Here is a 24,647-nt window from a genome sequence, read left to right as displayed (position 1 = left end):
AAAAAGTCATGGGTTGGAACGGCCGTGCTACTTTGTTGCAACAGCTGGCGCCGGCGTCGTCAGCACTTCCAGCAAGGCCGCCGTTTCGCCATCGGGCGTGCCGTCAAACAATGTGTTGCGGTATTTCATCTGGAAGGCGATCAGCACATTGCGCGTCGCTTCGTCGAAGATACCCGTATTCGGCGTCGCGTAACCGTGCTGGGCCAGCTTCTTCTGGAACCAGACGGCGTCCGGCACTTGCTGCTCAAAAATAAGGCGCTGCGCGGCAACACGGTTGGCATCGGGCCAGACGATCAGGCCCGCATCGGCCAGCTGGCGCCATGGGAACAGGGGGCCCGGATCCTGCTTGCGCTGCGGGGCGATTTCGTTGTGGCCGAGGATATTTTCCGGCGCGATGTTGTAGCGTGCCTGGATATCTTTCAACAACGGAATCAACTCATCAATCTGTGCCTGCGGGAAGGGATACCAGAGGCGGCCTTCCGGCGTGTCCTTGTAGCCGGGGTTGACGATCTCGATGCCGATCGAGCTGACATTCAACTGTGTATAAGTCTTCCAGTTACTCACACCCGCGTGATTGGCCTGGCGCGATTCGTCGACCAGCACGTAAAACTTCGGCTTGTCCGTGTCGGTCAACAAATAATGGCTGCTGACTACTTGTTCTGTCAGGATCTTGATCGAACGCGGCAAGTCGCTGACCGTGTAATGGAGGACGATGAATTTCACGCGCGGGCTCTGGCTGCGCGCCGTCAGGCTATGGTCGAGGTGCGGCGCGGGCGTGGTACAGGCGGAGAGCAGGGCCACCAGCAGGGCGAGGGCGATTTTTTTCATGCAAGATCCATGGTCGGGTTAATAAAATAATCAGTCTTTGCCGGCATACAAGCTGGCCGTCCTGGCTGCCAACTTGGCTGCGGCCTCATGCGAACGGGCAACTTTTTGCTCCATCATCAACGATACCGGCAAAGCAGCGCGCATGGCAACCGCGATGGCTGGGTGCAATTGCGCCGCCCGCCCCGCCAGCACCACGGGACGGGGGCCGTAACGCGCCGTCAGGGCCAGCACCAGGCGCGCCAGTTCCCGCCCCGCGCACTGCAAGATATCCAGCGCGAACGGGTCGCTTTCCGCACTGGCGGCCACGGCGAGCGCCAGCCGGCCGATAGCGCCCCGGTCCTGGCCATACATGAAGGCGCGCGACAATGACCAGTCGCTGCCGCCCAGTTGCGCAAACACGGCTTGGGCCATGGGCGAACTTTGCCAGCTGCCGGGCGCCTCGTCTTCGCGGCGCCAGATATGGCGCAAGGCTTCGCGGGCGATCCAGTAACCGCCGCCGCCATCGTCGAGCAGCACGCCGCGCCCGCCCGCGCGATGAAACCCGCCATCCGCATCGATCCAGGCGGCAATCGAACCCGTGCCAGCGTAGACCAGATAACCTTCGCCCGGTTCAAAACTGTCGCGATAAGCAATGTCGATATCGTTACCCACGCTGACGTGGGCGGCGTCCAGCGCCAGCAAGGTGGCCAGCATTTGCGCCAGGACAACATCGTCGCCGCCAAAGCCCGTCAAGCCAGCCACCACGGCGCGCGGCTGGCCAACAGCCAGCACGGCCTGGCACAGCCGGGCAAACGTGGCGTGCACGGCTGAGCGGCCCGCATCGCTGCTCATTTGCAAAGCAGACAAGCCTTCCACTGTGCCGTCGGCCACAATGGCGCCGTCAACGGTGGCCAGAGCCCAGCGCGTCTGCGTGCCGCCCGCGTCGATGCCCAGGCCCAGCACGGGCACTGCATTATTGGCTGTAGGGAAGGAAATCATGGCATGAGTGTAAAGCCAAGCGAAGCTTGCAGGCATGAAAGCTTGCGCATGTTTCATGCCTGCAGGTTATGGACTGCCGGTGCGCCGGCAACAATTACTTGGCGGGGGCCGTAAACGGTTCGCGCACGGTGACGCGGGGGCTTTCATTGCCGAGACGGTCCACGGCGCTGACCACCACCGCGTTGACTTTACCAGTGGCGTCATCGACCAGGGTCAGCTCGCCCTGTACGCCTGTGACCACGGTAAAGCGCCAGTCTTCGCCGTAGCGGGCCCAGACGGCGTACTGGGCCACGGGTTTGCCGCCGCCCGCCGCCAATTTGACGTTCAGGCTGCTGGAAGCGCGGCGCAAGGCCAGCACAGGCGTGCCCGGTGCTTCCTTGCCCAGCCACGGCGTAGCGGGAATCAGGGCTGGGCTTTGATACACGGTCGCTTTGAGTTGCTCGCTGACACCCTTGCGGTTCTGCATCAACGGCACCATGCTGAAATGCACTTGTCCATTCGCGCCGGGGCGCGTGCGCGTCACTTCGATCTGCTTGATAATCTCTTGCGGCGTGAAGGACTTGGCGGAATTGTCGATCCGGCTCGTATATAAACCCGGCCACACGTGGCGGCCATACGGGTTTTGCGCCAGCCAATAGTCGAGCAGCACGCCAAACGCTTGCGGCGCCTGCGCCACGGGCCAGTACAGCTGCGGCGACAGGTAATCGAGCCAGCCCTTGGCCAGCCACAGTTCCGCATCCGCATACAATTTGTCGTACTGGCTGAAGCCGACGATGCCGGCAGGGCGGCGGTCGGGACGGCCGATGCCGAACGGACTGATGCCGAAGCGCACCCAGCTCTTTTCGCGGTGGATGCCTGTGTATAACGCTTCGATCAGCTGGTTGACGTTCTGGCGGCGCCAGGAAGGGCGGTCCAGCTGGCCACCGGCCAGCAGATATTGCTGCCAGGAAGGTTCATCGGGAAACGGCAGTTCGCGCTTGGCGCCGCCATTGCCCGCATCCAGCGCGGCCGTCTCGGCACCGGCGCCGGCGCCAGGCGCGTCGATCGGATACGGATAAAAGTAATCGTCGATGTGCACGCCATCAATATCGTAGCGGCGCACCACGTCGAGCACCACGTCCGTCGTGTGTTTCGAGGCGGCGGCATCGCCCGGGTCCATCCACAGATAGCGGCCGTATTGCTTGACGGATGCCGGGTTGGTGGAAGCGAAGCTGTCGCGTGCCAGCGGCGACTTGGCTGTCGCGTGACGGGCCCGGTACGGGTTGAACCAGGCGTGCAATTCGAGGCCCCGCGCATGCGCCTGCGCCACCCAGAAAGCCAGCGGATCATACAGGGGCAGTGGTGGCTGGCCTTGCTTGCCGGTCAGGTATTCAGACCATGGCTCCAGTTGCGATGGGTAAATCGTGTCCGCGCTGGGCCGTACCTGCAGCACAATCGCGTTCAGATTCAAGGACTTGGCACGATCGAGGATGGCAATCGCCTCGGCTTGCTGCTTGGCTACCGGCAAATTGTTGCGGCTGGGCCAGTCGATATTGGCGACCGTCGAGACCCAGGCGGCACGGAATTCGCGCGGCGCCGGCGGCGGCACTTCGCCCGTGATGTGCTGCACGGGCGGCGTGGCAGGCAAACCCGCTTCGCCTGGCGTCACTGCGGAGGGCAGCTTGGTGCTGGTACAGCTGCTAAGCAATGTGGCGGTGGCCAGCGCGGCCAGCACGCCAGCCGTGGTGCCCAGGCGTTTTTTGAAAGTAGACAACAAAACAATTCCTTGCAGTGGTGAAGCGCAGGTCTATCGGTGCGGGCATTTTACTGTGCGCCCGCCATCCTTGCGGGCGCACGGTTCAAAAGAATCAGGCCTCGGCCTTCTTGCCGAATTCGGGATCGATCTTGACCAGCGCTGCCATGATGAAAGCAGGAATGGTGGCGATGCAAACCCAGATGAAGAAATGCTGGTAGCCAAGCATTTGCTGTATCCAGCCGCTCGCCATACCTGGCAGCATCATGCCCAGGGCCATGAAACCCGTGCAAATGGCGTAATGGGCCGTTTTATGCGCGCCGTCAGAAACCATGATCATGTACAACATATAGGAAGCGAAACCGAAGCCATAGCCAAATTGCTCGAGCGCAATGCCACTGGCGATCACATAGATGCTGCTGGGCAAGGCGCTGGCCAGGTAGACAAACACCAGATCGGGCAAGTGAACGGACAGCACCATGATCCACAGGCAGCGTTTCAAGCCGAAGCGGGAAATGATGTAACCGCCCAGCAAGCCACCCAGGGTCAGGGCGATTACGCCGATGGTGCCGTAGACGAGGCCCACCTGTTCCGTGCTGAGGCCCAGGCCCCCCTTGGCGACGGGGTCAAGCAGGAAGGGTGCGGCCAACTTCAACAGTTGCGCTTCGCCGAGGCGGAACAGCAGCAAAAAGCCCAGGATGACGAGAATATCCTTCTTCCTGAAGAAGGCGGCAAAAGTGGCGACGAACTCTTGCATAGGAGAAATACCGACGCCCTGGATGCTGGGGCGGTCCTCCTTCGGTTTCGGCAAGACAAAATAGTGATACAGGAAGAGGGCGATGAACAGGCCGGCCAAAATCGCAAACACGACGGACCAGGCCAGCTGCACATTGCCCGTCGCATGCGTCAAATAGCCGGCCAGAAACACGAGACCACCCTGGCCCGCAATCATCGCCAGACGGTAAAACGTGCTGCGCACGCCGACGAAGGCCGCTTGCTGGTGTTCTTCCAGGCCCAGCATGTAAAAGCCGTCGGCGGCAATATCATGCGTGGCGGAACTGAAGGCCATCAGCCAGAAGATGGCTAGGCTGATCTGGAAAAAATGCGGCAGGGACGTCGTCAGGGCCACCAGCGCCAGCGCAGCGCCGATCACCAGTTGCAAGCCGACGATCCAGAAGCGCTTGGTGCGGTACATATCGATGAAGGGCGACCACAGGGGCTTGATGACCCAGGGCAAATACAGCCAGCTGGTATACAGCGCGATATCCGTATTGGAAAAACCATAGTTCTTGTACATGATCACGGACAAGGTCATGACCACTACATAGGGAATGCCCTGGCCGAAATACAGGGAGGGGATCCACAGCCACGGCTTATTCGTGCGCGCCGGGGCGGTTTGTTTCGCTAGCTCCATACATCCTTCTTTGTCTCCCAGACAGAAGAATGCCGCGCCATCGGATCAGGCCGCCAGTGCCGCCCGCACACTGCCGTCCGCGCCGGCCAACAATGCCTGTGCCTGGTTTGTATTGATTTTTTTGATCAAGGCAACAATCGCTACCTTGACGTGATAGTGGCATTGCTCGAGCACGGTCCTGGCCTGCGCCTCACTGGCGCCGGTGGCATGCATGGTCAGACGCACCGCCCGCCAGATCAGCTTGGCGTTGGTCGGCTTCAAGTCTACCATCAAGTTTCCGTAAGTTTTATGCAAACCCACCATCAGGGCGCTGGAAATCGTGTTCAGGGTGATTTTTTGTGCCGTGCCCGCTTTCAAACGCGTACTGCCGGAAATGACTTCCATGCCCGTGTCGAGCACGATGCCGCATTGCGCCTCGTGCGCCACGGGCGCATCCACATTATTGGCGATGCCGATGGTCAGGGCGCCCGCCGTGCGCGCAGCCAGCAGCGCGCCCAGCACATACGGCGTGGCGCCGGAGGCGGCCAGCAGGATCACCACATCATTGGCCTGCGGCTGCAGGGCCAGCAAATCCCGCTCGCCTTGCTCCACATCATCTTCCGCCCCTTCGACGGCCGCAAACATGGCACCCGCCCCGCCGGCCAGGATGGCGACGGCCCGCTCGGGCGGCCAGGAAAAGGTGGGATTGAGTTCAACGCTGTCGAGTACGCCCAGGCGGCCCGATGTGCCCGCACCCACATACAGCAGGCGTCCGCCAGCGGCGATGCGGGGCAGGGCGGCCGTGATGGCGGCCCCGATTTGCGGCGACGCCAGACGCACGGCTTCGACGGCCCAGAACTGATCATCGACCAGGGCCGCCACCAATTGCTCTACCGGGTACAGATCCAGATCCGGATGCCGCCGGCTCGGGGTTTCAGTTTTCAACATGATTTCAGAACATGGTTGAAGGTGAAACCAGTTTAATACCAACCAGCGACATCAACCATGAAAGCTTGGCAGGTGGGCATAACGGGAGCTTATGGCTAGTGCAGGAAGGTGGGGTGCTACTTGTACTTCGATACGCTCCCGTTTGTGTCTATACTTCAGCTCGACGCCAACATCCACGACACGCCCCATGATCGCTCGCCAATTGCTGTTCCTGTTTAGCGCTCTTGGCGCCATCAACGGTATTTTCCTGGCCGTCTATTTTTTCAGCCGCCGGCCTCGCTGCCTCGCCGACTGCATGCTGGGTGCATTGCTGCTTGCCGTCGGGGTGCGCACCGCCAAATCCGCCTTCCTCTTCTTCAACCCTGCGATCGCCATTGAATTCCGCCAGCTGGGCCTGTCGGCCTGCCTGCTGATCGGTCCCTTGACCTATCTCTATGTGCGCTCTTTCCTGGCCGGGCTGGCGCAGTTGCCTGCCGGCCAACAATGGCGTTGGCATCTCGGCTTGTCCTTCCTGCTGATAGGCATAGGCGTTGCCTTTCCGTATTCCGCGTATCGTCCCGTGTGGGACCTGTCGAGCCATGCCATTCATGTGTTCTGGCTATGCTACCTGCTGGCAACTGCCAAGTTGCTCTGGCAAAGCCGCCATGCGTGGTTGAACGACGGACAGCGGATGGCCACCAGCAGCGTGCTCCCGCTGAGCGTCTTTGCAGGCAGCTGTGTCATGCTGGCGGCGTACGCGAGCACGCCGTTCACGTCCTATATTGTCGGCGCCTTGTCGTTCACCTTCTCGCTGCATGTCGCGGTCATGGTCTTTCTGCTGAGAAAGGAAACCTCGACGTCTGCCGACCCGAAGCAGAAGTACCAGAATAGCCGCCTGACGCACGAAGATGCGCTTGCCGTGCTCGCTGCGCTGGAACAGCAGATGAGCGGGCAGAAATCCTATCTGAATCCGAACCTCACCCTGCCCCAACTGGCCAAGCGGGCGGGATGCACGCAGGCGCAGGTATCGCAGGTGCTGAATGACAAGCTGAGCAAGAGCTTCACTACCTACGTCAACGAATACCGTATCGCCGAAGCGAAACAGGTATTGACCGACGAGCCGCAACTGAACCTGGATATCGTTGCCGAGCGCTGCGGATTCAATTCCAGTTCCACCTTCTACTCTACCTTCAAGAAAGTTGCCGGGCAGACGCCCGCCAGCTTCCGGGTCCAATCTGGCCAGGCGGCCAGGGCCATTTCCGCGTAAATCCTCTCCGGAATCGCCATTCCGGAGTCTGAAATCATGTTTGGCGACATCAATTCCCCTGCATTTCGATAACTTATCGACCAGCAACGATCTGAAATAGTCGTTGCTCCGATAAACGCAGTTCTTCACTCAGGGTAAAGTCATGATTCAGTTTTTATTGCGCACGGTACTCGCCTGTTACTTGCTAAGTATCGCCGCCATCGGTACCGCCGCAACCGCAGACCAGGACGACATTGCCATCCGGGAAACCGTGCGCTTGTATCTGCATGGCACCAGCTTCAACGTACAGGACGAGATCAACCAGGCCTTCCATGCAACTTCCCGCCTTTACCTCGACGGCAAAAATGATGCGGAATGGGAGTTGAGCGGTCCGGAATACGCAAAACTCTTTTCCCAAGAGAAAATAGGGCAATTCAATGGACGCCACGGGCGACTGATCAAGGTGGATGTGAGCGGCAAGGTGGCCACCGCCAAGGCCGAGATCCACATTCCCCAGCAAGGGGTCCGCTATGTGGATGTATTCCTGCTGAAAAAGATCGCCGGCAACTGGAAGATCATCAGCAAGTCGGCCCATCGCGAACCAGCGGCCCCGCGCCAGGCACGCAAGGTGCTGCTGGTCGTGTCGAATGTCCATCAATATCCCGGCACGAAAATTAACGCAGGCAATAATTTTCCCGAGCTTGCCTATACCTATGATGTCTTTCGCAAAGCAGGGTACGCGGTCGACTTCGTCAGTCCCGAGGGTGGCGCCATTCCGCTGGAAATGATCGTCACGTCGGATGAGTTATTAAAAAGGCATCTGTACGACAGTGATTTCATGTGGGCACTGGCCCATACCATGCCTGTCTCCGAGGTCAGGGCAGACGAGTATGCGGGCATGGCGTTCGTCGGCGGCGGCGCGGCCATCGTCGGCATCCCGGAAAACAAGCCGCTCCAGGACATCGCCTTGCGTATTTACGAACAACAAGGCGGGGTGATCGCGGCCATCTGCCATGGCACCGAGGGCATCAAGAACCTGAAGCTCAGTGACGGTACTTTCCTGATCCAGGGCAAGGTGCTCACCTCCTTCCCCGATGCGTATCTCAACAAGGAATCGCCGGTATACAAGGCCTATCCCTTTTCGGCAGAAGCCAGTATCAAGCGCCATGGCGGCATCTTCAGGCATGGCGCCAACGGCAAGAGTCACGTCGAGGTCGATGGCCGGCTGGTGACCGGCATGAGCTGGGAGTCGTCCGTCGGCGTGGCGGAATCCATGATCCGCCTGTTCCAGCAGTAGATTTATGGAGCGCGGCGCATTTCCGCGACAAAATCGTAATGATCGCTGCGGCAATACGAATGCGTCAGTTCCACCGCTTCGCCCGAATCCAGGTAGGCGATGCGCGTGATGAACAGCACGGCCTGGCCATCGGGGATGCCCAGCTGCTTGGCAAGTACGTCCGTCGCATTCATCGCACGGATGTGCTGCAAGGCGCGCACGGGGGCCTTCCTGATACTGCTCAAGTACTCGTACAGCGAATCGCCCACGGCGCCCGGGTCCGGCACCACGCTGAAGGGCAGCACGCTCACTTCATACGCCATCACCACGTCGTCGGCCAGGCGCAAGCGCTCCAGGCGCGCCACTTTCGTATTCTGCGCCAGGCCCAGGCTCAGCTGTTCATCGCTGCTGGCGATGACGACTTCACGCTTGAGCCAGCGCGAGCCGGGACGATAGCCGCGCTGCTGCAGTTGCTCGGAAAAGCTCGACAGGTTCGATAACGGCTGCTCGATGCGCGGGGCAATATAGTTGCCCGACCCACGGCGGCGCACGACGAGGCCTTGCTCGACGAGCTGGTCGATGGCCTTGCGGGCAGTCACGCGCGATACGTCAAGCAGTTCGGACAGGGTACGTTCAGAGGGCAGGGCCTGGTCTACCTGGTAGCGGCCGTTGCGTACGTCATCGCTCAGCTTGCGGGCGATCTGCATATATAAAGGCGAATTGTCATTTAAATCGACCTTGAGTTCTACGCTGGTCTGGCTCATACAGTTCTCCTTGTCCTCCTAGTGTAATAGCGATGGCGCTTGCGCGTAGCCCGTCCACCCATGAATAAATGGAAAATGACCATAAATAACGGTTATACACTTAAAAAAACAATGTTTTACCGTAGGTATAGCTTTGCATTATAGATAAATAAGCAATTTTCATTAGCGTGGCAAACCATCCCACCCTATGCTGGCAAGGCGTCCATCCACCATGACATAGGGAAAGCATGATCAACAAAATGACGGGATTGCTGGGCTTGCTGCTGCTGGGTACGACCTGGACGGCGCTGGCCGCCCCGCTTGGCAACAGCACCAGCACGATGCGACAAGACGGGCAGCAGCGTGCGCTCGATGCAGCGCTGTCGGCCATCGTCGATGACCCGGCCCACCCGCTGGCCAGCCTGTCCGTGCTGGCCATTCGCCACGGCAAGGTATCGTATCAGCAACAATTTGGCTACCGGCACATCGGCGCTACGCCAGCGGACAGCTTGCCCGTGACGCCGGCCACCCTGTTTCGCATCGCCTCCGTATCGAAGATGATGACCGCGCTGGGCCTGATGCGGCTGGTCGAGCAAGGCAAGCTGAGCCTGGACCAGGACGTGGGCATCTATTTGGGCTTTTCCCTTCGCAACCCGCATTTCCCCCAGCAAGCCGTGACCCTGCGCAGCTTGCTCAGCCACACGTCCTCGCTGCGCGACGCGGGAGGATACTCATGGGGCCCCGAACGCAGGCTGCGTGACGTGTTTACGGCTGGCAACGACAGCATGTGGGACAAGCACACCGCGCCGTGCCGCTATTTTACGTATGCCAACTTGAACTGGGGCGTGATCGGCACCGTGATGGAAAAAGTCACGGGTGAACGCTTCGACCTGCTGATGCGGCGGCTGGTGCTCGATCCACTCGATGTGCGCGGCGGTTATTATCCGGCGGCATTTTCCACGGACGAGGTGGAGAATACGGCCACGCTGTACCGCAAGCGCACGCTGGAGACGGAAATATGGCAAGCGCAAGGGCCGTGGATCGCCCAGGCCGATGATTTTTACAAGCGCCCACCTGCCGGCCTGGCCAACTATGTCATAGGCAGCAACGCCACCGTCTTCAGTCCCACGGGCGGCTTGCGCATTTCCGCTGCGGGACTGGGCACCGTCATGCAGATGCTGCTCGACGGTGGCCGCCATCAAGGCAAGCAACTGCTGCAGCCGACCAGCCTCGCGCTGATGTTTGGCCGCCAATGGCAGCTGGCGCCCGATGGCGACAATGGCAGCAATGGCGACAGCGAGCGGGGCCTGTACCGCGCCTGGGGCCTGGGCAACCAGCAATTCGATGCGGTGGAGGGGCAGGGCAACGGCCTGGTCGAGGGCGCCAGTTTCTCCGCCGTGGGACATCTGGGTGAGGCGTACGGCCTCGTCTCCGCCTTCGTGCTTGATTTCAAGAACAACAACGGCATGGTGGTCCTGGTGGGTGGCACGGGCAGCGACCCGGAACGCTATCCGGGCACCTATTCCGCCATGGGGCGCAGCGAGGAATTGATACTCACCACCTTATACCGTGGTGCGATCGACAAGCATGAATGATCTCACTGAAACAGTGCATTCCTGAAAGTTATGGCTGCACCATGATGTTTCATTGGCTCCCTGAACGGCCAGCCTCTAAGCTCTTCCCGAATGCTCCCGCACCATGGGAGCGCAACGCAGCGAGGCAACATGCAGCAACAAGTCATCATCATCGGCGGCGGCGTCGTCGGTCTGACATCGGCCTGGTGGCTGGCCGAGGCCGGCTACAAGGTCACTGTATTGGAACGCAATGAACAAGTGGCCATTGCCGCCAGCTACCGCAATGGCGGCCAGCTCAGCTATCGCTATGTGGCGCCCCTGGCCGACGCGGGCGTGCCCTTCAAAGCCCTGCAATGGCTGCTGCAGAAAGATGGCCCGCTGCGCTTCCGTCCCGAGGCGGACTGGCGCCAATGGCGCTGGATGGCCAGTTTCTTGCGCAATTGCAACGGCGCCAGCAATGCCCGCACGACGGCCAAGCTGCTGCAACTGGGAGAATTAAGCCGCACCGGCATGGCGCAGCTGGAATTGACGGTCCCGCCGGAAGCGTATGCCTGGCGCGATGCGGGCAAGCTCATCGTCTACCGTTCGCCCGCCATCTTCCAGCGGGCCGTGGCCCGGCCCGAATCGGAAGAGGCGCGCATCGTCTTGTCTCCCGCAGAAGCGGTACAGCGCGAACCGGCGCTGGCCGCCTTGCAGGGCGCCCTGGCGGGCGGCATCTTTACCGAAGGTGAAGCGGTGGCCGATTGCCACGCCTTTTGCCTGGCGCTGGAAGCGCGCTTGCTGCAGCACCCGAATTGTTCACTGCTATTAAAAGGCGAGGCGCGCCGCCTCGTCACGCACAAGGGCAAGATCACGGGTATCGACACCAGCCTGGGCCTGTTGCAGGCAGATCACTATGTGCTGGCGGCCGGCATCCAAAGCCGCGACCTGGCCGCCACGGCGGGCATTTACCTGCCCCTGTATCCGCTGAAAGGCTACAGCCTGACGGCCCCCATCCGTGCGCAAGACCAGGCGCCCGAGATCAGCATCACGGATTTCGAGCGCAAGGTGCTGTATGCGCGCATCGGTGGCGACCTGCGCGTGGCCGCCATGGTCGACATGGTGGGCGCCGACAACAGCATAGACTGGGGCCGCATCGCCGGCCTGACGCGCCTGGCGCGCGAAGCCATGCCGCACGGCGCCGATTACGAGCAGGCCACAGCCTGGGCCGGCCTGCGCCCTGCCACGCCGAACAGCGCACCGCTGGTGGGAGCCAGCAAATATGCGAACTTGTGGCTGAATGTGGGCCATGGCCCGCTGGGCTTTACCTTTGCCGCCGGCACGGCGCGCATCCTCGCCGATGTCATGGCCGGCAAGGCGCCACCGTTCGCGCTGGACTTCCTCAGCCCGAAAAAATAGCAGGCCAAGACGGCGCGCACGCGCCGCTGCCGATATGGCGGATAATTGCGGAACTTTCCTGATCCCTCTTTTCTGTTCCTTATTGCCAGCGCATGCCCACACCCTCGACATCTGCCGCCTGCCCCTGTGGCGGCGCCTCCTACGCCAGTTGCTGCGGCCCGTATATCACGGGCGACGCCTTGCCGCCCACGGCCGAAGCCCTGATGCGCTCGCGCTACACGGCGTTTACCTTGCGCAATGAGCCATACCTGCGCGCCACCTGGCATGCCAGCACCCGCCCTGCCGACGCTTTATTTGCCGACGAAGAAAAAGTCCACTGGCTGGGACTTGAGGTAAAATCTGCTTTACGTTTACGTCAACGTAAAGCAGAATCAGCAGATCAAGCCGAAGAGATACACCGCGACAGCGTGGAATTCGTGGCCCGCTACAAGGTCAATGGCCGCGCGCACCGCCTGCATGAAGTGAGCCGCTTCGTGCGCGAAGCTGGTGACGGTGGCATGCGCTGGTTTTATCTCGACGGCAGTTTTCCCGAATAGCGCGACCCGAGAGACCGGGCGATCATAAAAAGGAACCGCAATGCCGCACATCGAAAGCAAACTCAATCCCCGCAGTGAAGATTTCAAGGCTAATGCCGCGGCCATGCAAGCCATCGTCGACGATTTGCGCGACAAGGTCGAGAAAATCGCGGCCGGTGGCGGCGAGGCGGCGGCCGCCAAGCACCTGGCGCGCGGAAAACTGTTGCCGCGCGACCGCGTGCAGATGCTGCTCGATCCCGGCACGCCCTTCCTCGAGTTTTCCCAGATGGCCGCCTACGCCATGTACCAGGACGCCAAAGGCGTCGATGCGGCGCCTTCCGCCGGCATCATCACTGGCATTGGCCGCGTCTCGGGCCAGGAATGCGTCATCGTCTGCAACGACGCCACCGTCAAGGGCGGCACCTACTACCCGATGACGGTGAAAAAGCATTTGCGCGCCCAGGAAATCGCCGACCAGAATAACCTGCCTTGCATCTACCTGGTCGACTCGGGCGGTGCCAACCTGCCGAACCAGGACGACGTCTTCCCTGACCGCGACCATTTCGGCCGCATCTTCTACAACCAGGCGAACCTGTCGGCCAAGGGGATTCCGCAAATCGCCGTGGTGATGGGTTCTTGCACTGCCGGCGGCGCCTATGTGCCGGCCATGAGCGACGAATCGATCATCGTCAAGGAGCAGGGCACGATTTTCCTCGGCGGCCCGCCGCTGGTCAAAGCGGCCACCGGTGAAGTGGTGACGGCCGAAGACTTGGGCGGCGGCGACGTGCACACGCGCTTGTCCGGCGTGGTCGACCACCTGGCGCAAAACGATCTGCACGCGCTGTCGCTGGCGCGCACCATCGTCTCGAACCTGAACCGCACGAAGCCGCAGCAGATGGCGCTACGCGAGTCCGTCGAGCCGAAATACCCGACGCAGGAACTGTATGGCGTGATCCCCGTCGACACACGCAAGCCCTTCGATGTACGCGAAGTGATCGCGCGCATCGTCGACGGCAGCGATTTCGACGAATTCAAGGCGCGCTACGGCACCACCCTGATCTGCGGCTTTGCGCATATCTATGGCGTCAAGGTGGGCATCATCGCCAATAACGGCATCTTGTTCTCCGAATCGGCGCTGAAAGGCACGCATTTCATCGAATTGTGCTGCCAGCGCAAGATCCCGCTCGTCTTCCTGCAAAACATCACCGGCTTCATGGTAGGCCGCAAGTACGAAAACGAGGGCATCGCCCGCAATGGCGCCAAGATGGTGACCGCTGTGGCCACGGCCGCCGTGCCGAAATTCACTGTGATCATCGGCGGCAGCTTCGGCGCCGGAAATTACGGCATGTGCGGCCGCGCGTTTTCTCCCCGTTTCATGTGGATGTGGCCCAACGCGCGCATTTCCGTCATGGGCGGCGACCAGGCGGCTTCCGTGCTGGCGACCGTCAAGCGCGACGGCATCGAGGGCAAGGGCGGCGAATGGAGCGCGGACGAGGAAGCTGCCTTCAAGCAGCCGATCAAGGATCAATATGAACACCAGGGCCACCCCTACTATGCCACCGCGCGCCTGTGGGACGATGGCGTGATCGACCCGGCCGATACCCGCATGGTGCTGGGCCTGGGCCTGTCGGCTGCGCTCAACGCCGACATCCCGGACACGAAGTTCGGCGTGTTTCGTATGTAACCGGCATGTCAGGGAGAAGAGCATGGAATTTGAAACCTTAAAACTGGTCATCGAGGGCAATGTCGCCACCGTGACCCTGAACCGACCCGACGTGCGCAATGCCTTCAACGAGACGACGATCGCCGAACTGGCGCGCGCCTTCGAAGGCCTGGGGCGCAGCGACATGGTGCGCGCCATCGTGCTGGCGGCCAATGGCGTGGCCTTTTGCGCCGGTGCGGACCTGAACTGGATGAAGAAGATGGCCGGCTACACGCATGCCGAAAACCAGGCCGACGCGCTGCAGCTGGCGCAGATGCTGCGCACGATTTACCTGTGTCCCAAGCCCGTCGTGGCGAAGATCCAGGGCGACTGTTATGCGGGCGGCATGGGCCTGGTCGCCGCATGCGATATCATTCTGGTTGCGGAAGACGTGCATTTCTGCCTGAGCGAAGTGCGGCTGGGACTGATCCCGGCCACTATTTCACCGTATGTCATCAAGGCCATGGGCGAAAACGCGGCACGCCGCTATTTCCTGACCGCAGAGCGATTCTCTGCGCAGGAAGCGCTGCGCATCGGCTTTGCCCACGAGGTAGTCGCTGGCGACGCGCTGGACGCGAAAACAGCCGAGGTGCTCAAAGCGCTGACGGGCAACAGCCCGCACGCCGTGGCGCAAGCGAAAACGCTGGTGCGCGAGATCGTTGGCCAGCCGGTCGATGACGCACTGCTGGCGGACACCGCCGAGCGCATCGCGCAGATCCGCGCCTCGGAGCAGGGACGCGAAGGCGTGCAATCGTTCCTCGACAAGCGCAAGCCGGGTTGGCTCATGGGCTAGCGCATGGACTAAGAAAATCATTGGAGCAGTTTTGAAAGCAGAAAAACAATCGGGCTGGGTCGAACGCAGTCTGCGCAGCGTGTGGCACCCTTGCACGCAAATGCAGCATCACGAGACGGTTCCGCTCATCCCCGTCAGCCACGGCCGCGGCGCCTGGCTGTATGACCACGAAGGCCGACGCTACCTGGACGCCATCAGCTCCTGGTGGGTGAACCTGTTCGGCCATGCGAATCCGCGCATCAATGCGGAACTGAAGGATCAGCTGGACCGCCTGGAGCACGCGATGCTGGCCGGTTTTACGCATGAACCGGTGGTCGAACTGTCGGAAAAGCTGTCGGCATTGACCAACGGCGTGCTCGGTCACAGTTTTTACGCGTCCGACGGCGCCTCGGCCGTGGAAATCGCCCTGAAAATGAGCTTTCACGCGTGGCGCAACAGCGGCAAAAGTGACAAACAGGAATTCGTCTGCCTGAAAGGCAGCTACCACGGCGAAACCATCGGCGCGCTGGCCGTCACCGACGTCGCCCTGTTCAAGGATGCCTACGGCCCTTTATTGCGCGCCTCGCAGACGGTGATGTCGCCTGACTTCCGCCAGGCGGCAGAGGGAGAGTCCGCCGAGGATGTGGCGCACCGCGCCGCCGCCGACGTGGAACGACTGTTCCAGGAAAAAGCCGACAAGATCGCCGCCATCATCATCGAACCGCTGGTGCAGTGCGCCACCGGCATGGCCATGCACGACCCGCTGTACCTGTCGCTGGTGCGCGCCCTGTGCGACCGCTACCAGGTGCATCTGATCCTCGATGAAATTGCCGTCGGCTGCGGCCGCACGGGCACCTTCTTTGCCTGCGAACAGGCCGGCATCTGGCCCGACTTCGTCTGCCTGTCGAAAGGCATCAGCGGCGGCTACCTGCCGCTATCGCTGGTGATGACGCGCGAAGATATCTATCAAGCCTTCTACAGCACCGATGTGCGTCGCGGCTTTTTGCATTCGCACTCGTACACTGGCAACCCGCTGGCCTGCCGCGCGGCGCTGGCGACCCTGTCGATTTTCGAGGAAGACGATGTGCTGGTGGCCAACCGGGTGCGCGCCGAAAAAATCACGCGCGCCCTGGCGCCGCTGGCGCAGCATGAAAAAGCGCACAATTTCCGCCAGCAGGGCATGATCTGGGCCTTTGACGCCGTCGATGCGGCGCCCGATTTTTCGCGCCGCTTCTTCAGCACGGCGCTGGAACACGAACTGCTGATGCGCCCCATCGGCTCCACCGTCTACCTGATGCCGCCCTACATCCTCGACGACGACGAGATCGCGGGCCTGGGCCAGCAAACCCTGGCCGTTTTCAATCATGTGATCGGGGCCTGAGATGGAACTGATCGCGCGATTACAACAGCAACTGCAAGGACTGGAAGAGCGTAGCCTGATCCGCCGCCGCCGCACCGTCGACACGCCATGCGCGCCGCGCCTGACGGTGGACGGGCGTGACATACTGGCCTTTTGCAGCAATGACTACCTGGGCCTGGCCTCGCATCCGCGCATCGTGGAAGCGCTCAAAGAGGGCGCCGACCTGTATGGCGCCGGCAGCGGCGCTTCGCACCTGATCAGCGGCCACAGCCGCGCCCACGCACAGCTGGAAGAGCGCCTGGCCGCTTTTGTCGGCGCCAACCTGGAACAGGCGCGCGCGCTGTATTTTTGCACCGGCTACATGGCCAACCTGGCCGTGCTCACAGCCCTGGCGGTGGGCGACGCGGAGACCGAGATCTTCTCGGAAGCACTGAACCATGCCTCGCTGATCGACGGCACGCGCCTGGCGCGTGTGAAAACGCGCGTGTATCCGCACGCCGACCTCGATGCCTTGGCGGCCCTGCTGGCGGCCAGCACGGCAACAACCAGGATCGTCGTCACCGACAGCGTCTTCAGCATGGATGGCGACCTGGCGCCGCTGCCCGCGCTGCTGGCCCTGTGCGAGCAATATGGCGCCTGGCTGGTGGTCGACGATGCACACGGCTTCGGCGCGCTGGGCGAGAATGGCCGTGGCGCACTGGAACACTTCGACCTGCATTCGCCATACCTCGTGTATGTAGGCACCTTGGGCAAATCGGCTGGCGTGGGCGGCGCCTTTGTTTGCGCGCATGAGGCAGTGATCGACACGCTGATCCAGAAGGCGCGTCCGTACATCTTCACCACGGCGGCGGCGCCCGCGCTCGCGCATGCGCTGCTGGCCAGCCTGGACATCATCGCCGGCGACGAAGGCCGGCAGCGCCGCACCCACCTGGCGGCGCTGGTGGCGCAATGGAACGACGGCCTGCGGCTGCAGCGCTGGCAAGCCTTGCCGTCATCGAGCGCCATCCAGCCCGTCATCATCGGCGAGAACGCAGAAATGATGGCTATCGCCGCCCAACTGTACCAGCAAGGCCTGTGGGTCGGCGCCATCCGCCCACCCACCGTCCCTGTCGGCACGGCGCGCCTGCGCGTAACCCTGTCGGCCGGCCACACGGCGCAGGAAGTGGCGCAATTGATCAACGCAGTCAACACCCTGGAAAGGACACGCCATGAGCCTTGATGACCCCATCGTGGCCGAAGTGCTGGCGGACCTGGCACCGGCCGTGCAGCCGGCACCGGCCACTGCCGGCCTGCCATCGCGCTTTGCCTGTTTCGTCACCGGCACCGATACGGAAATCGGCAAGACCTTGACCTCGTCGGCCCTGCTGCACGCGCTGGTCGCGCGCGGTGTGCGCGCCTGCGGCATGAAACCCGTGGCCGCCGGCGCCGAGATGCGCGACGGCGAACTGCATAATGAAGACGCCGACAGCCTGATCGCCGCCGGCAACGTCACCATGCTGCGCAGCCTGACCACGCCCTACATGCTGAAAGAGGCGGCGGCACCGCACATCGCCGCCGCCCTCGAAGGCGTGAGCATCGAATCGGTGCCCATCCTGGCCGCCTACCTGGAAATCGCCGCCGCCTCGGACGCCGTGGTGGTCGAAGGCGTGGGCGGATTCCGCGTGCCGCTGTCGCCCGGTTTCGATTCAGCCGACCTGGCGCAGCAGCTCGACCTGCCGGTGATCCTGGTGGTGGGCATGCGTCTGGGCTGCATCAGCCAGGCCTTGCTGACGGTGGAAGCCATCGAAGCGCGCGGCCTGACGGTAATCGGCTGGGTCGCCAACACCCTGGAAGTGGAAATGCGCTTCCTCGAAGAAAATATTGAAGCGCTGATCGAGCGCATCCCGGCGCCGCTGCTGGGCAGGGTGCCGCGCCTGGCGCAACCCGGCGCGGAAGCGGCGGCGGCCTATCTCGATTTCACCGGCTTGCCCAACTGGCCGGCGCAGCATCCAAACACTTAATGTAGCTAAAAAATAGAAATGAAGGAATCACATGTCTCACGTCCAAGAAGCAGCAAAAACCGTCGAACTGCACCGCCCTGCGGCGCGCATCACCGTGCCGGAAGCGGCCACCTGGCCCGTCGCCGATGTGCTGGCCCTGTTCGACCTGCCATTCAATGAGCTGATGTTCAAGGCCCAGCAAACGCACCGCATCAACTTCCCCGATGGCGACGTGGAGCTGGCGACCTTGTTGTCGATCAAGACGGGTGGCTGCGAAGAAGACTGCGGCTATTGCCCGCAGGCGGCCCGCTACGACACGGGCGTGGAAGCGAAGAAAATCCTCGACATCGATACGGTGCTCGACGCGGCCCGCCAGGCCAAAGCCAACGGCGCCACGCGCTTCTGCATGGGCGCCGCCTGGCGCAGCCCGAAAGAGCGCGACATGGAAAAAGTCGAAGAGATGGTCACCAAGGTCAAGGCACTGGGCCTGGAAACCTGCGCTACTTTGGGCATGCTGGAAGAGGGACAGGCGGACCGCCTGAAAAACGCCGGCCTCGACTTCTACAACCATAACCTCGATACGGCGCCCGAGTTTTACGACAACGTCATCTCCACGCGCGAATACCAAGACCGCCTGGACACCCTGGGCCGCGTGCGCGAAGCCGGCTTGAAAGTATGCTGCGGCGGCATCGTCGGCATGGGCGAGACGCGCTTGCAGCGCGCGGGCCTGATCGCCCAGCTGGCCAATTTGAATCCCTACCCGGAATCGGTGCCCGTCAACCACCTGGTGCAGGTGGAAGGCACGCCTTTGTATGGCCTGGAAGCGCTGGACCCGTTCGAGTTCGTGCGCACGATCGCTGTCGCCCGCATCACCATGCCGAAGGCGCGCGTGCGTTTGTCGGCGGGCCGGCGCCAGATGGGCGAAGCCGTGCAAGCCATGTGCTTCCTGGCTGGCGCCAATTCCATCTTCTACGGCGACAAGCTGCTCACCACCGACAACCCGGAAGCGGAAGACGACCGCACCCTGTTGAACAAACTGGGCCTGCAAACGCGCGGCGCCATGCTGGACTCGGTACAGAAAGAGAAGTGCGGCTGCTGATGAAAGCCTTGTCGGGTTACGCCGTGCCGGCTAACCCGACCTACGAATGCCGCCTCACCAATGCGTAGGTCGGCTTAGCGCAAAGCGCGTAAGCCGACACGCCAGCACACAACGTCCATGACAAGAGACAGCTGCCCCTTTTTGAGAGAATAGAGAGAGACCATGTTCACTAAAATCCTGATCGCCAACCGCGGCGAAATCGCTTGCCGAGTCGCCGCTACCGCACGCCGCATGGGCATCCAGACTGTCGCCGTGTATTCCGAGGCGGACGCCAACGCCAAGCACGTCGCCGTGTGCGACGAAGCCGTCTTGATCGGCCCCGCGCCGGCCAAGGAAAGCTATCTGTGCGGCGACAAGATCATCGCTGTAGCGCTGGCGACAGGTGCGCAGGCGATCCACCCCGGCTACGGCTTTTTGTCCGAAAACGCGGATTTCGCCGACGCCTGCCATGCAGCGGGCCTGGTCTTCATCGGCCCGCCGGCGTCCGCCATGCGCGCCATGGGCTCCAAGTCGGCCGCCAAGTCGCTGATGGAAAAAGCCAACGTGCCGCTGGTGCCCGGCTACCACGGCGACGAACAGGATGCGGACTTCCTGCACGGGCAGGCCGACAAGATCGGCTATCCCGTGCTGCTGAAGGCGTCTGCTGGCGGCGGCGGCAAGGGCATGCGCGTCATCGAACACTCCGCCGACTTCAAGGCGGCGCTGGCCTCGTGCAAGCGCGAAGCGATCAGCTCTTTCGGCGACGACAAGGTGCTGGCAGAGAAATACCTGTCGCGCCCGCGGCATATCGAAATCCAGGTGTTCGCCGATACCCTGGGCAACTGCATCTACCTGTTCGAGCGCGATTGCTCGGTACAGCGCCGTCATCAAAAGGTGCTGGAAGAAGCGCCTGCGCCCGGCATGCCGGTTGAACGTCGCGCCGCCATGGGCGAGGCGGCCGTCGCCGCCGCCAAGGCCGTCGGTTACGTCGGCGCGGGCACGGTGGAATTCATCGCCAACCAGGATGGTTCGTTTTACTTCATGGAGATGAACACGCGCTTGCAAGTGGAGCACCCGGTGACGGAAATGATCACCGGCACGGATCTGGTGGAATGGCAGTTGCGCGTCGCCTTTGGCGAGCCGCTGCCGAAAAAACAAAGCGAATTGACGATCCACGGCCACGCCATCGAGGCGCGCATCTATGCGGAAAATCCCGAAAAGGGCTTCCTGCCATCGATCGGCACGCTGCGCCACATGCAGTCGCCGCAAGCCGTGACGTTCGAGCTGGGTGGAACGCTGGTTCCGGCCGCCGTGCGCATCGATTCGGGCGTGCGCGAGGGAGATGCAATTTCGCCGTTCTACGACCCGATGATCGCCAAGCTGATCGTCTGGGGCGCGGACCGCCGCGAGGCGCTGGCGCGCATGGCGCAAGCGCTGGCCGAATACCAGATCGTGGGCCTGGCCAGCAATATCGCCTTTTTGAAGCGCCTGGTCGAAGGCCAGGCATTTGCCAGCGCCGACCTCGATACGGGTTTGATCGAGCGCAATCAAGACGCCCTGTTCCCCGCCCTGCAGCCGGCGCCCGACACGGCCCTGGCACTGGCGTCCGTCGCCCTGCTGCTGGAAGAGAAGGCGGCTGCCGAAACGCAATCGGCCAATCGCGCCGACCCGTGGGGCAATGCCCTGGGCTGGCGTTTGAACAGCACCCTCGGACGCAGCCTGGCGTTCGCCGATGAATTCGCGCTGGCTGGCGACAGCAAGGCCTATGCCACGCGCATCGCCTACAAGACGGATGGCTGGCTGTTCAACGGCCAGCCCCTCACCCTGACGGCGCACAAAGGCAACGAGCTGCACATCAAGCTGGGCGAGCGTGCCGTGCACGGTACCGTGCTGCGCGACGGGGAGCAGTTCCACGTGTTCAGCAGCGGCTTGCACACCACACTGCACTACAGCGACCCGATGGCGCATGCGGGCGAAGTGGAAGCGGAAGGCGGACGCCTGACGGCGCCGATGCCGGGCAAAGTTGTCGCCGTGCTGGTGAACAAAGGGCAGGACGTCAAGAAAGGCGAGCCTTTGGTCATCATGGAAGCGATGAAGATGGAGCACACGATCGCTGCGCCGCACGACGGCCTGGTGGAAGACGTGCTGTACGCGGTCGGCGACCAGGTAGCCGATGGCGCGCCGCTGCTGGCTTTCAAGGCCGCCGCATAGAGGCGGCCACGATGCGCATCCTTTTACAGCGCGCGGACGGCAAGGAAGCGGCGTGGGTCGCCGATTTCAAGGACTTGCTGCCCGAGGCCGAAATCCATTTCTGGCGCGAAGGCGACACGTTCGCGCCATGCGACTACGCCGTGGTGTGGCAGCCGCCAGCGGCCATGCTGCCGGCCTTGCGCGAAGTCAAAGCCATCTTCAACACGGGCGCGGGCGTCGACGCGCTCCTGAAATTTGGCGAGGCGCTGCCCGCCCACGTGCCGCTGGTGCGCCTGGACGACGCGGGCATGGGCGTGCAAATGGCCGAATATGTGAGCCACGCCGTGCTGCGCCACTTCCGCCGCTTCGACGATTACGAAGCCCAGGGCCGCGCGGGCATCTGGCAGCCGCTGCCCCCGTTTGACAAGGCGGATTTCCCGGTCGGCATACTGGGCATGGGCGTGCTGGGCACCCGCGTGCTGCAAGCGCTGGCGCAGTTCGAATTCCCGCTGCGGGGATGGAGCCGTAACCGCAAGCACATCGATGGCGTGCAGTGCTTTGCGGGCGAGGAAGGCCTTGATGCATTTTTGCGCGGCACGCGCGTGCTGGTGTGCATGCTGCCACTCACGCCGGAGACGCACAACCTGCTCGACCGTGCGCACCTGTCGATGCTGCTGCCTGGCGCCTACGTCATCAACGTGGCGCGCGGCGCGCATCTCGCCGAACCGGACTTATTGACCCTGATCCGCTCCGGGCATATCGCCGGGGCGACCCTGGACGTGTTCCGCAACGAGCCGCTGCCGCAGCAGCACCCGTTCTGGCTGGAACCGCGCATCACCATCACGCCGCATATTTCGGCCGCCACCCTGCGCCGCGAAAGTGTGGCGCAAATCGCCGCCAAGATGCGCCGCCTGCACGCCGGAGACTCTGTCGCCGGCATCGTCAACCGTTTGCAAGGATATTGAGATGAGCAATCAACCGAATTTGCCGAAACAGGTCAAGATCGTCGAAGTGGGCCCGCGCGACGGCCTGCAAAACGAAAAGGAAACCATCAGTGCCGCCGTCAAGATCGAGCTGGTCGACCGCCTGACCCTGGCGGGCTTCGCCAATATCGAGGCGGCGTCGTTCGTCTCGCCGAAATGGGTGCCGCAGATGGCCACCAGCGCCGAAGTGATGGAAAAAATCGCGCGCCGCCCAAGCACGATTTATTCGGCGCTGACGCCGAACATGCAGGGTTTCGATGCAGCGCTGGCGGCAAAGGCCGATGAAGTGGTGATCTTCGGCTCGGCCTCCGAGGCGTTCTCGCAAAAGAACATCAACTGCTCGATCGCCGAATCGATCGCCCGCTTCGAAGGCGTGGCGAAGGCGGCCAAGGAACACGGCTTGCGCCTGCGCGGCAGCATCAGCTGCGCCTTCGGCTGCCCCTACCAGGGCGACGTGCCGCTCGACGCCGTGGCCGACGTGGTGGGACGCATGCGCGACCTCGGCTGCGACGAGATCGATATCGCCGACACCATCGGCGTGGCCACGCCGCGCAAAACGCAGGCGGTGATGGAACGCGCCATTGCGGCTTTCCACGTGGGCGGCCTGTCCGGCCACTTCCACGACACCTATGGCCAGGCGCTGGCGAATATTTACGCCAGCCTGGAAACGGGCATTGCGATTTATCATTCGTCCGTCTCCGGCCTGGGCGGCTGCCCCTACGCCAAGGGCGCCACCGGCAACGTGGCGACCGAAGACGTGCTGTACATGATGCAGGGACTGGGTATCGCCACCGGCATCGACCTGGACCTGGTGGTGGACGCGGGGCAGTTCATCTCGCAGCAGCTGGGGCGCAAGGGTTCCAGCCGCGCGGGCAACGCCATTGCGGCGAAACGGGCAGGCTGAGGCGTAGGTCGGATTAGCGTGGCGACGCCAAGCGTAATCCGACAACAGTGTTTGCCATGACCCTGGTGGTGTCGGATTACGCGCTTGCGCGCTAATCCGACCTACCCGACCGGCGTGAACCGTACAGACGAAAAAAAACCCAAGAGCCTAAACTCTTGGGTTTTTTTCTACAAATTTGGTCGGAGTACAAGGATTCGAACCTTGGACCCCCTGGTCCCAAACCAGGTGCGCTACCGGGCTGCGCCACACTCCGAAGACCAAGATAATACAGGCCGTATCGACTTCGGTCAAGGGTCAGGTGAAACTCTGTGTAAATTATTTACGCGCAACACAGGAAGCCCTGTATTTTTCAAAACGATTGAAGTATGCGACACTAAGTTTGCAAGTTTTCCCGATCAGACATGAAGGCGACGACGGCAATGGAGTTCAGAATAGAAAGCAGCGACGGCGGCCGGACCATGCCTAAGGGCCGCGGCATCGTGCTGGGCATAGCCGTGTCCTTGCTGCTGCATGGCGCCTTGATCTATCTGTGGCGCCATGTGCAGCCACCCATCCGGCCGGACACGGCCCCGCGCGTGGAATCGATTGCCGTCTGGATACGCCCGCTTGCCGCCAGGCCTCCACCGCCCGTCGAAGTCGTCAAGCCGAAGCGGGAAGCAAAACCCATCAGCAAGCCGAAACTTGCCACGACCCGGGAAACGCCAGCGGCGGCCACGGCGCCGGCGGCCAGCCCGCAAGCCATCATGGTCGTCCCGGCATCACCGGCCACGCCGGCAGCCAGTGCCGATACCTTAACGCAAGAAACACCGAAATTCGACATGGACGCGGCTAAACGCACGGCGCGCAAGATGGCCGGCGAGCGCGATCCCTCCAAGGTGGGCACGGCCGTGGGGCAAATCCCCGACAAGCCGCTGCAAACGGAAACCCAGCTGGCGCGCGACATCGCACAAGGCAAGCGCGGCGATTGCCGCACCGCCTATTCAGGTGCTGGCTTGCTGGCGCCCGTGCTGATGTTGCTCGACAAGAAGGATAGCGGCTGCAAGTGGTAGTTACTTAACAATCATCACCG

General features: G+C 62.3%; 21 protein-coding genes and 1 tRNA gene. 15 read left to right on the top strand and 7 right to left on the bottom strand.

Features of this window, described 5'->3' with window-relative positions:
• Positions 1–27: 27 nt before the first annotated feature.
• The 5 genes from C8C89_RS04875 to C8C89_RS04855 form a co-directional block, all read right to left on the bottom strand.
• The gene (locus C8C89_RS04875) at positions 28–828 is read right to left on the bottom strand and encodes an N-acetylmuramoyl-L-alanine amidase (protein WP_133989035.1); all 801 of its coding nucleotides are present in this window, start codon (positions 826–828) and stop codon (positions 28–30) included.
• Between the two features lie 30 nt (positions 829–858).
• The gene (locus C8C89_RS04870; RefSeq protein ID WP_243857898.1) at positions 859–1,806 is read right to left on the bottom strand and encodes a BadF/BadG/BcrA/BcrD ATPase family protein; all 948 of its coding nucleotides are present in this window, start codon (positions 1,804–1,806) and stop codon (positions 859–861) included.
• Positions 1,807–1,900: 94 nt separating this feature from the next.
• Positions 1,901–3,562: a family 10 glycosylhydrolase gene (locus C8C89_RS04865; protein WP_133989034.1), complete on the bottom strand. Its 1,662-nt coding sequence runs from the start codon at positions 3,560–3,562 to the stop codon at positions 1,901–1,903.
• Between the two features lie 91 nt (positions 3,563–3,653).
• Entirely contained in the window at positions 3,654–4,952 is a 1,299-nt protein-coding gene (locus tag C8C89_RS04860; protein ID WP_133989033.1) for an MFS transporter, read from the bottom strand.
• 45 nt (positions 4,953–4,997) lie between these two features.
• Positions 4,998–5,879, bottom strand: coding sequence for an N-acetylmuramic acid 6-phosphate etherase (locus C8C89_RS04855; RefSeq protein WP_101483262.1), 882 nt, complete (start codon positions 5,877–5,879; stop codon positions 4,998–5,000).
• 187 nt (positions 5,880–6,066) lie between these two features.
• Between C8C89_RS04855 and C8C89_RS04850 the strand changes: the two genes are divergently transcribed.
• The gene (locus C8C89_RS04850) at positions 6,067–7,125 is read left to right on the top strand and encodes a helix-turn-helix transcriptional regulator (protein ID WP_166674670.1); all 1,059 of its coding nucleotides are present in this window, start codon (positions 6,067–6,069) and stop codon (positions 7,123–7,125) included.
• Between the two features lie 142 nt (positions 7,126–7,267).
• Entirely contained in the window at positions 7,268–8,401 is a 1,134-nt protein-coding gene (locus C8C89_RS04845; protein ID WP_133989031.1) for a nuclear transport factor 2 family protein, read from the top strand.
• A 2-nt stretch (positions 8,402–8,403) separates the two neighbouring features.
• Here the strand turns inward: C8C89_RS04845 and C8C89_RS04840 are convergent, their stop codons facing one another.
• Positions 8,404–9,144, bottom strand: a complete 741-nt coding sequence (locus C8C89_RS04840) for a GntR family transcriptional regulator (RefSeq protein WP_133989030.1) — start codon at positions 9,142–9,144, stop codon at positions 8,404–8,406.
• 227 nt (positions 9,145–9,371) lie between these two features.
• Between C8C89_RS04840 and C8C89_RS04835 the strand changes: the two genes are divergently transcribed.
• The 12 genes from C8C89_RS04835 to C8C89_RS04780 all read left to right on the top strand — a co-directional run bounded on the left by C8C89_RS04835 (position 9,372) and on the right by C8C89_RS04780 (position 23,578).
• Positions 9,372–10,718, top strand: coding sequence for a serine hydrolase domain-containing protein (locus tag C8C89_RS04835; protein ID WP_243857897.1), 1,347 nt, complete (start codon positions 9,372–9,374; stop codon positions 10,716–10,718).
• A 90-nt stretch (positions 10,719–10,808) separates the two neighbouring features.
• Positions 10,809–12,095 (top strand): D-amino acid dehydrogenase, encoded by a 1,287-nt coding sequence (locus C8C89_RS04830; protein WP_133989029.1) that lies wholly within the window; start codon positions 10,809–10,811, stop codon positions 12,093–12,095.
• Between the two features lie 92 nt (positions 12,096–12,187).
• Positions 12,188–12,631 (top strand): YchJ family metal-binding protein, encoded by a 444-nt coding sequence (locus C8C89_RS04825; RefSeq protein WP_133989028.1) that lies wholly within the window; start codon positions 12,188–12,190, stop codon positions 12,629–12,631.
• 40 nt (positions 12,632–12,671) lie between these two features.
• Positions 12,672–14,294 carry a carboxyl transferase domain-containing protein gene (locus tag C8C89_RS04820; RefSeq protein ID WP_101483268.1) on the top strand — a complete coding sequence of 541 codons (1,623 nt, stop codon included), beginning with the start codon at positions 12,672–12,674 and terminating at the stop codon, positions 14,292–14,294.
• A gap of 22 nt (positions 14,295–14,316) precedes the next feature.
• On the top strand, positions 14,317–15,105 hold the full coding sequence (locus tag C8C89_RS04815) for an enoyl-CoA hydratase/isomerase family protein (RefSeq protein ID WP_133989027.1): 789 nt from the start codon (positions 14,317–14,319) through the stop codon (positions 15,103–15,105).
• Positions 15,106–15,136: 31 nt separating this feature from the next.
• A complete protein-coding gene (gene bioA / locus C8C89_RS04810) occupies positions 15,137–16,465 on the top strand; it encodes an adenosylmethionine--8-amino-7-oxononanoate transaminase (RefSeq protein ID WP_101483270.1) in 1,329 nt (442 codons plus the stop codon).
• Position 16,466: 1 nt separating this feature from the next.
• Positions 16,467–17,663 (top strand): 8-amino-7-oxononanoate synthase, encoded by a 1,197-nt coding sequence (gene bioF / locus C8C89_RS04805; protein ID WP_101483271.1) that lies wholly within the window; start codon positions 16,467–16,469, stop codon positions 17,661–17,663.
• A complete protein-coding gene (bioD, locus tag C8C89_RS04800; protein WP_101483272.1) occupies positions 17,653–18,444 on the top strand; it encodes a dethiobiotin synthase in 792 nt (263 codons plus the stop codon). Before bioF ends, bioD begins: the two co-directional genes overlap by 11 nt.
• A 31-nt stretch (positions 18,445–18,475) precedes the next feature.
• Entirely contained in the window at positions 18,476–19,522 is a 1,047-nt protein-coding gene (bioB, locus tag C8C89_RS04795; RefSeq protein ID WP_101483273.1) for a biotin synthase BioB, read from the top strand.
• 162 nt (positions 19,523–19,684) lie between these two features.
• Positions 19,685–21,712 (top strand): acetyl/propionyl/methylcrotonyl-CoA carboxylase subunit alpha, encoded by a 2,028-nt coding sequence (locus C8C89_RS04790; RefSeq protein ID WP_133989025.1) that lies wholly within the window; start codon positions 19,685–19,687, stop codon positions 21,710–21,712.
• 11 nt (positions 21,713–21,723) lie between these two features.
• Positions 21,724–22,656 carry a glyoxylate/hydroxypyruvate reductase A gene (locus C8C89_RS04785; RefSeq protein WP_133989024.1) on the top strand — a complete coding sequence of 311 codons (933 nt, stop codon included), beginning with the start codon at positions 21,724–21,726 and terminating at the stop codon, positions 22,654–22,656.
• Between the two features lies 1 nt (position 22,657).
• The gene (locus tag C8C89_RS04780) at positions 22,658–23,578 is read left to right on the top strand and encodes a hydroxymethylglutaryl-CoA lyase (protein WP_101483276.1); all 921 of its coding nucleotides are present in this window, start codon (positions 22,658–22,660) and stop codon (positions 23,576–23,578) included.
• A gap of 176 nt (positions 23,579–23,754) precedes the next feature.
• Here C8C89_RS04780 and C8C89_RS04775 read toward each other — a convergent pair.
• A tRNA-Pro gene (locus C8C89_RS04775) sits at positions 23,755–23,831 on the bottom strand.
• 205 nt (positions 23,832–24,036) lie between these two features.
• On the opposite strand from C8C89_RS04775, the gene C8C89_RS04770 reads away from it, so the two are divergent.
• Positions 24,037–24,627, top strand: a complete 591-nt coding sequence (locus C8C89_RS04770) for a hypothetical protein (protein WP_133989023.1) — start codon at positions 24,037–24,039, stop codon at positions 24,625–24,627.
• The last annotated feature ends 20 nt before the right edge of the window (positions 24,628–24,647 follow it).

The organism is Janthinobacterium sp. 75 (assembly GCF_004365495.1).
Lineage (GTDB): Bacteria > Pseudomonadota > Gammaproteobacteria > Burkholderiales > Burkholderiaceae_D > Janthinobacterium.
Note: the sequence above shows the minus strand (reverse complement) of the source record. Positions and strands in the feature narration are given on the sequence as shown.